The sequence below is a fragment of the Nocardia sp. CA-107356 genome (genome assembly GCF_050946365.1).
Lineage (GTDB): Bacteria > Actinomycetota > Actinomycetes > Mycobacteriales > Mycobacteriaceae > Nocardia.
Map to the genome: position 1 here is coordinate 9345728 of NZ_CP191992.1, position 11314 is coordinate 9357041.

At 67.2% G+C, this 11314-nt stretch carries 1 protein-coding gene; it reads right to left on the reverse strand.

Annotated features, from left to right (window positions below; all coding sequences use genetic code 11):
• Positions 1-117 precede the first annotated feature (117 nt).
• Positions 118-11205, reverse strand: a complete 11088-nt coding sequence (locus ACQP1G_RS42150; protein ID WP_433195704.1) for an amino acid adenylation domain-containing protein — start codon at positions 11203-11205, stop codon at positions 118-120.
• Positions 11206-11314 lie beyond the last annotated feature (109 nt).

An 11314-nucleotide genomic window follows, 5' to 3' on the forward strand; every position in this document is an offset into this window, starting at 1 on the left:
CATACGGCCTATGTATTCGTGACAATAGTGGACATCGTTACCGCAATGTTGCTCGACCATGCCTGAACAGCCGGAATGTGATTATGGTCGCCATCGGTTCCGAGGCTGCGACCGACGTCATCGGACGCGTACCTGCTGACCGTGTTCGGCCAGTCCGCCGAGCGCTCGGATCCAGTGTTCGGCGAAGGTCTTGACCTCGTCCCCACCGAACACCTCGGCCGCGTAGTCGAAGCGAACGAGCAGACCGTCCGCCGTGGCATCGGCGGTGATATCGAGCAGCAGATCGGCGACCGGTGCGTCGGTGTGCACACGCGCCGGGCGCAGATCCCGATAGCGCAGCGCGAACCGGCCGGAGGGCAGCGCGGCCAGCGCGGCGGCGGTATCGGGATTCAGATAGCGCAGCAACCCGTAACCGACGCCATAGGACGGCACCGCACTGGTGAGCCGCTTGATCTGCTGAATCGCGATACCCGCGGCGCGGCCACCGATCAGCGCCTCCTCGATATCGATGCCCTCCAGCCCGAGCGGGAGCGGGTAGTCGGTGGTGAACGCGCCGACGAGGGTATCGGTCTCGGCCATCCCCCGGCTGTCGGCGAGCAGGCGGACCACTGGACCGATGGCGTCGGTCACGGTTTCGCCTGCGGAGGTGGTCCGCGCGATGGCAACGGCGGTCAGCAGCACCTCATCGACGCTCGCGCCGTGCGCGGCGGCCGCCGAGACGATGGCCGCGGTGCCCTCGGTGGTGATGGTCAGCGATACGCGACGACGCGACCGCAGATTCTTGCCGGTGGCACCGGCCGTCACCGCGGGGACCACGCTCAATGTGTGGTGCCACCACGCCACCTCCTCGATAGCGGCCGGGCCGCTCGCCCGCTCCGACAGCACACCGAGCAGATCGGCCAGCCCGGCCTCGGGCACGGCGGGTGTCCGGTGCCTGCCGCGCGACCAGGCCAGCGACAGCTTGTCGATGATGGTGCGCCACGAGGTGTCGTCCACCACCAGGCCGTTGGCGACCACGACCATGGTCGAGGGCACCTCTGGGCCGCCGACCAGGACGAAGCGGATATTGCGGCCATGCGCCGGGTCCAGTTCGGTGGCGACGGCCCGCACCACGTCATCGATCGACGGTGGGGTTTGGTCGATGGTGTACTCGAGACTGAGGAAGGCCTCGTCGAGTCGCTCGGCCTCGGCCGGAATCTGGAAGACCGGATGGCTGCCGTCGTCGTCGCGGTGCAGGCGAACCCACAGCATCGGATGCTGCTCGAGGACCGTATCGACGGCGAATTGCACCGCCTCCGGTGAGAAGTTGGGCGGGATATCGATGGTGACAACGCGCAGTTCGGCTCCGGAGTCCAACAGCCGCACGGCATTCGGGGTCAGCGACAGCGGGATGGGCGCGTCGTCGGGTTCCGTCGGGCGGTGTGGGACCGCGAGTTCGATCGGGTCAGCATGTGCCGTCGCGTCGACCGAAAATGCGACGTGCTGGGTCCGGTCGACCTCGGGGGCCTGGTAGGCGGGTTCGGATTCGTCGCCGAAGGCCAGTGCCGGAGCCTCGACCGTGGGGGGCAGGTCATCGATCGAGGTCGGGTCATGGACCGGTGCTGAGACGTCAACTGGTGCTGGTGCGTCGACCTGTACCGGGACAAGGATCGATGTCGGGTATTCGTAGACCGATGTCGGGTGCTCGTACTCGTATGCGGTCGGGCTATCGACCGATCCTGCGTACTCGTCGCCGACCGACCCCGCGTACTCACGGCCGACCGTCCCCGCAGACTCGTCGCCGACCGACCCCGCGTACTCACGGCCGACCGTCCCCGCAGACTCGTGGCCGACCGACGCCGCAGACTCACGCTCGACCGACCCCGCAGACTCACGCTCGATCGACCCCGCAGACTCACGCTCGATCGACCCGGCGTACTCGTGGCCGACCGACCTTGCAGCCGCACGCTCGACCGACCCCGCGTACTCACGGCCGACCGACGCCGCCGAGTCGATGCCGACCGGTGGTCGATGCTCGGCTTCGACCGGCGCGGGCGCATCGAGGAACGCCTCGGCTCCGGTTGCCGCCGTGGCATTGTCGACCAATTCCTCGATCGACTCCACTGCGGGCTCGACGTCGTCCTCGACCGGAAGCCGGGACTGCGGCGCGAGCAATGCCGCGATGACCGGTCCGATCTCGGCGAAGGCCGCCGGAGTCGTCATCAGCTCGTGCGGCGCGGCGACCCGATGCTCGGTGATCACACCGTCGATATAGGGCCGCCAGGCCCGGGATTCGGCGGTGTGGCCGGTGGCGCTGAAGAAGTCGAGCGTGCCGTGGAAGACCTTGTGCTGATGGTTGATGCCGAGCTCCACCGAACGCACCGCGCCGCGGTAGCTCTGGCGCAGGCGTTCCGGGGTCAGCAGGGCCAGTTCCGGCGGGATATTGGCGTACAGGGTCGCAAGGGCCTCTTCGGTGAGGTTGCGGATGTTGCTGTCGCCCAGCAGCTCCGGGCCGATGCCGAGTTCGGCGAAGGCCGAGCGCAGCTCCGCCCAGAAATCGGCGATATTGCCGCCGGTGCGGCTGTCCAGCATGGCGAGCAATGCGACTTCGGCACCGGCGGACTGCAATTCGACCGCGACGGCGTGCGCGAGCGCACCGCCGAGCGACCACCCGAGCAGCCGGTACGGCCCGTCCGGTTGCACCGCACGGATCTCCTCGACGTAGCGGCGCGCGATCGCGTCCACCGAATCCGGTCGGAAATCCAGTTCGGACAGTGCGGGCGACTGCACTCCGAAGATCGGGGTGTTCGCGGGCAGATACTGGGCGAGACCGGTGTAGCACCAGGACAATCCGGCCATCGGATGGATGCAGAACAGCGGTGCCGCGGTGCCGTGGCGGATCGGCAGTAGCGTGTCGAGGGCGGCTTCGGCATTCAATCCGTAGTCGTCGTCCGCGGATTCGTCGGACGCCATGATGCGCCGGGTGAGGGCCGCCACGGTGGAATCGGTGAAGAACCACTGCACCTGGACCGCGATACCGGTCAGCTCGCGCAGTTTGCGCACGGCACGCATCGCGACCAGCGAACTGCCACCGAGTGCGAAGAAGTCGTCGTCGGCGCCGACTCGGTCGATGCCGAGCACCTCGGCGTATACCTCGGCGACGGCCCGTTCCTGCGGCGTCGATGGCGCGAGGTAGGGGCGTTGGGCCAGTTCGGGTTCGGGCAGGGCCGCGCGATCGATCTTGCCGACCGGGGTCACCGGCACCGCGTCCAGGACCACGACGGCCGCGGGCACCATATGCCGCGGCAGGCTGCGCGCCGCGTATTCGGTGAGCTCGGCGGTATCGAGGGTCCGTCCGATTACCGGAAGTACGTAGGCGACGAGAATCTTTTCGCCCGTCGCGGTTTCCCGGCCGATGGTGACGGCGAATTCGACGTCGTCGTGGCCAGCGAGTACCGCGTCGATCTCACCGAGTTCGATGCGGAAGCCGCGGATCTTCAGCTGGAAGTCCGCGCGCCCGACGTATTCGACCTCCCAGTCTCCCGGTTCGCCGACCCAGCGCACGAGATCGCCGGTGCGATACATCCGGGTACCGGGTGGCCCCCACGGGTCGGCGACGAAGCGCTCCGCGGTCATCGTCGGACGGTTGTGGTAGCCGCGCGCCAGTGCGGTGCCCGCCAGATATAGTTCCCCGACCGCGCCGGGAGGCACCGGACGCAACCGCGAATCCAGTACGAGCATCGGCGTTGCCGGTACCGGCGCGCCGATGGTAATGCGCTGCCCGGCGATCATCTCGCTCCACGACGCGGCGACGGTCGCCTCGGTCGGACCGTAGCCGTTGAAGAAGTGGCGCCCCGGCTGCCATTTGGCGACCAGCTCCGGCGAGGTGATATCGCCGCCGCAGCACAGGAACCGGAACTCGTCCAGTCCGGCCGAGTCGACGGTGCCGAGTACGGCCGGGGTGAAGATCGCGTGGGTGACCCGCTCGGTGCGCAGCACCGCGGTCAGCTCAGGTCCGCCCAGGATCGTGGCCGGCGCGATCACCAGCGTCGCGCCGTTGTGGAAGGTGCAGAGCCACTCCAGGATCGACGGATCGAAGCTCGGCGAGCACAGGTGCAGGAAGCGGTGGTGCGCGGCGATCTGGAATATGGCGCTCGCGTACTCGACCGCGCCGCCGACGCCGACATGGGTGACGGTGACGCCCTTGGGGATACCCGTCGAGCCCGAGGTGTAGATCAGGTAGGCCGGATGCTGTGGCAGCAGCGTCGTCAGCCGGTCGGCATCGGTGACCGGAGCCGCCGACTTGCCGGCCACCGCGGCGTGGATGGCGGGATCGTCGAGCTGCAGCCAATCGGTTCCGCTCGAACCGTTGGGCAACTGCTCCAAGTAGGTCGAGGTGGTGATGCCGAGGACAACACCCGAGTCGGTCACCATGTGCCGGATCCGGTCCGCCGGATAGGACGGGTCGATCGGCACATGCGCGCCACCGGCCTTGGCGACCGCCCAGAAGGCCGCGACCATCTCCAGGGAGCGCGGGAAGGCAAGTGCGACAAGACGCTCTGGGCCGACACCGCGATCGATGAGCACCCGCGCCAGCCGCGACGAATATTCGTCGAGTTCGCGGTAGCTGATCGAGCGACCGGCAGAGCGCACCGCGACGTGCTCGGGATCGACTCCGACGGCACTGGTCAGCAGATCCGGCAGCAGGCGGACGGCAGGCGTCTCGCCGCGCCGCACTGGAGTCAGGGCATACTCCTCGGCCGCGTCGAGCAGCGGCAGATCACCCACCGGGGTATCCGGATGCGCGACGATTTCGGTGAGCAGTCGGGTGAACCGAGCGGCGAATCGCTCGATCGTGGTGTCGTCGAACAGATCCCGTGCAAAAGTGAACTCACCGCGCAGGCTGTCCGCTGCGGTACCCGGCGCCCACATGGTCAGCGATAGATCGAATTTCGCGGTGTCGACCGCGAAATCGACGGTATCCACCCGCAATCCGGGCAGTTCGAAGGTGCTGGTCGGCAGGTTCAGATATGACATCGACACCTGGAACAGCGGATGCCGCGCCGTCGAGCGCGGCGGGTTCAGCAGTTCGACCAAGCGCTCGAAGGGCAGGTCGGCGTGTGAGAAGGCGTGCAGGTCGGTGTCTTTGGCCCGGGTGAGCAGGTCGGCGAAGGTGATCTCGCCGGGTACCTCGAGCCGCAGCACCAGCGTATTGACGAACATGCCGATCATGTCGTCGAGTTCGGCAGCGCCGCGACCGGCCACCGGTGTGCCGATGGCGATATCGCCGGTGCCGGACATGCGCGCCAGGAATACCGACAGCGCGGCGTGCACCACCATGAACATGGTGGCGTTGTGTTCGCGGGCGAGCCGCGCCAAACCGGTATGCACCTGCGGGTCGATTGCGAATTCGGTGCGTCCGCCCGCGAAGGTCCGGATCGCCGGGCGTGGTCGATCCGTTGGCAGATCGAGTTCGTCGGGTAGATCGGCGAGCGCGCTGCGCCAGTAGTCGGCCTGCACCGAGATCAGGCTGTCCGGATCGTCCTCGGATCCGAGCACATTGCGTTGCCAGACACTGAAATCCGCGAACTGCACCGGCAGTGGCGCCCATGTGGGCGGTTCACCCGCACTGCGGGCGGAGTAGGCGAGCATGACGTCGCGGACCAACGGCGCCATGGACCAGCCGTCCGCGCCGATGTGATGCGCGACGAAGACCAGGATGTGATCGGTGTCGTTTCGAGCGACCTGCGACCCGTCGCCAGCGGCAGTATCGAGCCGGAACAGGGTGGCGCGGAACGGCACCTCGACGGTGACATCGAAGCCCGCCGCGACGACCTGCTGAACCTCCTGCGCCGCGGCCGCTTCCGTGATCGGTATGGGCACCAGATCGATCGGCACCTCGTTCGGAGCGAGCACCTCCTGCACCGGACCGTCGGGGGTCTGCGGGTAGACGGTGCGCAGCACCTCGTGCCGGGTCACCACATCTTCTACGGCCAGGCCGAGTGCGGTCACATCCAACTGGCCGGAGAGCCGGATCGCCACCGGGATGTGGTAGGCCGCCGAGCTGGGATCGAACTGGTTGATGAACCACATCCGCAACTGCGCCAGCGATAGCGGCACCTGCTGCGGCCGCAATCCGGCCAGCAGCGGCCGCCGCCGACCCGAACCGATATGGCCCTCGACCTTGGCCGCCAGTCCGGCCACGGTCGGCGTCTCGAAGAGTGCGCGCACCAGCACCTTGGTGTCCAGTGCGTCACCGATCCGCGCCGCCACCTGCGTCGCCAGCAGCGAATTACCGCCCATGGCGAAGAAATCGTCGTCGCGGCCGACGCGCTCCACGGCGAGTACGTCACCGTAGACGCCCGCCACGATCTCCTCGATCGGGGTCGACGGCGCGCGGAAGACCTGGGTCTCGAATTCGGGCTCGGGTAGCGCGGTGCGGTCCAGTTTGCCATTCGCGGTGCGCGGCAATGACTCCAGCGTCACGAAGGCATTGGGCACCATGTACGACGGCAGCACCCAGCTCAATGCCGCCTTGACGTCGGCGACCACCACCTGGGTCGCCGGAACGAGGTAGGCCACCAGCCGATCGCCGATCCGCGGATCGGATTTGACGAGCACCGCGGCCTGCGCGATCTCGGGCCTGGCTAGTAATGCGGTCTCGATCTCACCGAGTTCTATGCGGAAACCGCGGATCTTCACCTGGAAGTCGGTGCGGCCGTGGTACTCCAGCTCACCCTGTTCGTTCCAGGCCACCAGATCGCCGGTCCGGTACATCCGCCCGCCGTATTCGAACGGGTTGGCCACGAACCGTTCCGCCGTCAGATCCGACCGCCCGAAATAGCCGCGCGCCAATTGCGCACCGGCCAGATACAACTCACCGGATACGCCGACCGGCACCGGACGCAGACGCGAATCCAGCACGTAGACACGGCTGTTCCACTCCGGGGCACCGATCGGCACCGATACCGTGTCCGCATCGGTCACCCGATGGTTGGTGATCGATACCGCCGCCTCGGTCGGGCCATAGAGGTTGAACAGCGCGGCGGCGTTGTCCTGGCGGAACCGCTGTGCGGTCGAAACGGGCAGCGTCTCACCGATCGCCAGTACCCGCCGCAACGATGGGGAAAGCTGTCCCGTCGACAATGCGTCCAGTATCGATGGCACGACATGCAATGTCGTCACCGACTCGCGCGCCATCAACTCGTTCAGATAGGCCGGATCCCGATGGCCATCCGGTGCGGCGATGACCAAGGTGCCACCGCACACCGCCGCCGTCCAGAACTCCCAGACCGACAGGTCGAAGGTGGCGACCGTCTTCAGCAGCATCACGTCATCGGCACCGAGACCGAACTCGGCCGTCTCCCACAGCAACTGGTTGACGATCGCACCGTGTGGGACCGCAACCCCCTTCGGCTGCCCGGTCGAACCCGATGTGAAGATGACGTAAGCGGTATTCGCGGGTAGCAGTGCCCAGCGGCGTTCGCGCGCCGTGACCGGTGTGTCCGGGTACCTGGACAGGTCGAGGTCGTCGATCGTCACGGAATCGACCGCATCGGTGCGGAATCCGTCGTTGACGGTGCTCAACAGACAGATCGGTCGCGCGGTCCGCAGGATGTGTTCGACGCGCTCGGCGGGTTGATCCGGATCGACGGGCACATACGCCGCACCGGATTTCGCCACCGCGTACATGGCGACGATCAGATCGACCGATCGGCGAATACCCAGCGCGACCCGGTCTTCCGGCCGCACACCACGCTCGATCAGATACCGTGCCAGCTGATTCACCCGAGAATCGAGTTCGGCGTAGGTGAGCTTGCTCCCCGGCTGATCCGATACCAGCGCCACCGCATCCGGTGCCGCCGCCACCGTCGCATCCAGGAGCGACACCAGGGTCGTGGCGGGAGCGGAGCCTGCGGAGTGACCCGACACGACGGCAGCGGAGCCTGCGGAGTGACCCGGAAGTACCGGGTCGATGGCATGCGCGGTGTTGTTCCAGTCCGCCAGAATCCGCGAACTCTCGTCAACGGCGAGCAGCTCGATCTCGCCGACCGGTACCGAAACATCGGCGACGACGGCATCGAGCACCCGCAGGAACCGATCCGCGAAACCCTGCACCGTGGTCTCGTCGAACAGGTCGGTGGCATAACCGAAGTCGGTCACCATTCCGGCGGGCGTACCGTCCGGACCGTAGCGGTCCGCCAGCGAGATATGTAGGTCCGTCTTGGCCAACTGCAGATCGAAATCGACCGCGTCGACCGAAAGTCCGGGCAGTTCGAAGCGGGTGTCGGCCAGGTTCTGGAACGAAAGGCTCACCTGGAACAGCGGATTGCGGGCGATCGAGCGAACCGGGTTCAGCGCCTCGACGATGCGCTCGAACGGCACGTCGGCGTGCGCGAAGGCCTCGAGATCCCGCTCCCGGACGTCGGCGAGCAGCTCGGCGAAGCTGTCGGCGGGCCGCACCCGCGTCCGGAATACCAGGGTATTGACGAACATTCCGATCAGATCGTCGAGTTCGCGTTCACCACGACCGGCGATGGGCGTACCCACAGCGATATCGTCGGTGCCCGACAGCCGTGACAGCAGCACCGCCAGGGCCGCGTGCACGACCATGAACAGCGAGGCGTGATTGGCCCGTGCCAGCGCGTGCAGCCGCGCATGCCGTTCCGCGGAGATCTCGAACCGCACCGACCTGCCCTGGAAGGACTGTGCTGGCGGGCGCGGGCGATCGGCTGGCAACTCCAATTGGTCCGGCAGCTGCGCCAGCGTCGTCCGCCAGTACGCGATCTGCTGCGCGGCCAGCGATTCCGGATCGTCCTCGGCACCGAGTACCGCGCGCTCCCAGAGCGCGTAGTCGGCGTACTGCACCGGCAGCGCGGTCCACTGCGGCAGCTGCCCCTGCACCCGGGCGGTATAGGCGATCACGAGATCGCGGGCGAGCGGGCCCATCGACGCACCGTCGGCCGCCACGTGGTGCACGGTCAGTGCGATCACATGCTCGCGCGGCGCTAGTTGGAACAGTGCGACCGCGACCGGCACCTCGATGGTGACATCGAAGGTGATGACGGCGAATTCGACGATCCGGGGTACCAGTTCGTCCTCGGTCACCTCGATCGGCACCAGCGCGAAGGGCTTCTCCGGCACCTGATGCACGACCTGATGCGGCCGCCCGCCCGCGCTCGGATAGGTGGTGCGCAGCACCTCGTGGCGGGTCAGCACATCGCCGATCGCCAGACCGAGTGCGAGGGTATCCAGCTCACCCGTGAGCCGCACAGCGAGCGGAATATTGTCCACCGCCGAGGTATCGGTATCGAACTGGTTGAGGAACCAATACCGCTGCTGGGCCAGTGACAGTGGGATCAGCTCGGGTCGCTCGCCCGCGATCAGCCGCGGCCGACCCCGGCCGGATCCGGCAGTGCGTTCGACCACCGCGGCGAAGGCGGCGACCGTCGCGGCGTGGAACAGATCGCGGACCGCCAACTCGGTATCCAGCGCCGCATCCAGCCGCGCGGTCACCTGGGTGGCGAGCAGCGAATTGCCGCCCAGTTCGAAGAAGTCGTCATCCAGGCCGACGCGCGCGACGCCGAGCACATCGCCGAAGGTGCCCGCGACGATCTCCTCGACCGGCGTCGATGGGGCGCGGAATACCTTGGCCTCGAAAACCGGTGCCGGCAACGCTTTGCGGTCCAGTTTGCCCATGGGTGTCAGCGGCACCCGGTCGAGCACCGTAAGGCAGGCGGGCACCATATGCGCTGGCAACTTCCGCCCGACCAGCGCCTTCAACTCCACCGAATCGATGGTGTGCCCATGCGCAGGATGCACGTAGGACGCCAGCACGGTGGTCCCGCTGTCGAGTTCGTGCCCGACGGTCACCGCGAAATCCACGCTCGCCGACGAGCCGAGCACCGTGTCGATTTCGGCGAGTTCGATCCGGAAGCCGCGGATCTTCACCTGGGAGTCGTTGCGGCCCAGATACTCCATTTCACCGGTCGCGGTCCAGCGCACCAGATCGCCGGTGCGGTAGAGCCGGGTGCCCGGCTCGAATGGATTGGCCACGAAGCGGGCGGCGGTGAGGGCCCGCTGGCCGAGGTAACCGCGCGCCAGCTGCGCCCCAGCGATATACAGTTCGCCGACCACCCGGTTCGGCACCGGCACCAGCCGATCGTTGAGCACATAGGCGGTGATGCCGTGGATCGGCGGACCGAGAGTGACCGGCTGCCAGGGCACCATCGGCGCGGTGATATTCGTGGCGACGGTGGCCTCGGTCGGTCCGTAGGCGTCGAAGAACTCGCGCAGCAATCCGCCAGCGATCGGTAATACCCAGCGTCGCACCAACTGTGGCGGACACGCTTCACCGCCGGTCACCACGACCCGCAGCTCATCCAATCCGTCGGGTTCCACCGAGGCCAGCGCCGCGGGCGTCACGAACGCGTGCGTCACCCGCTCGCGCCGCAAGACCGCGGCCAGTTCGGCACCACCGTAGACGGTCGGCGACACCACCACCATGGTGGCCGCACCGCCCAGTGCCAGCAGCAACTCCAGCACCGACGCATCGAACGACGGCGAGGCGAAATGCAGTGTCCGCGCGGCACTCGTCACCCGATACCGGGCGCGCTGCTCATCGCAGAAGCCGGATAATCCCTGGTGGGTGACGACCACTCCCTTCGGGACACCGGTCGTTCCCGAGGTGTAGATCACGTAGGCCGGATGCGCGCCGTGCAGCGGCCGCACCCGATCCTGATTGGTCACCCGGTCCACCGGATATCGCTGGAGCACTTGCGCGGTTACGGCGTCGTCGAGCACCAGCCATTCGGCGTAGTCGGGTAGGCCACGACGTACCGCATTGACACTCAGCCCGATGCTCACACCGGAGTCGGTCAGCATATGCGCCACCCGCTCCGCCGGATAGTTCGGATCCACCGGAACGAATCCGGCGCCGGTCTTGGCGACCGCCCACACCGCGAGCACCGAATCCACCGAGCGCGGAATGGCAATGGCGACCAGATCCTCCGGACCGACACCACGATCGATGAGCAGCCGGGCCAACCGGGTCGAACGCTCATCCAACTCGGCGTAGCTCAGCCGTGCGGAACTGCGGTTCGCATCGGCGAATACGACGGCGAGGCCGCCGGGGTCGGCCTCCACGGCAGCCGCCATCAACTGCGGCAGGGTGATGACGCGCGTCCGCTGTGCCCGTGCCGGACGCACGCGAGCCTGGCGCGTCACGCGCTCACCGCTTGCGACTGCTCGCAGGTCGTTCGAAAAAGCGCTGCTTCCTCATGCCGACGTTGTCCAACCACCCGAAACATGAAGGAGCTCACCTACCCTGTAATCC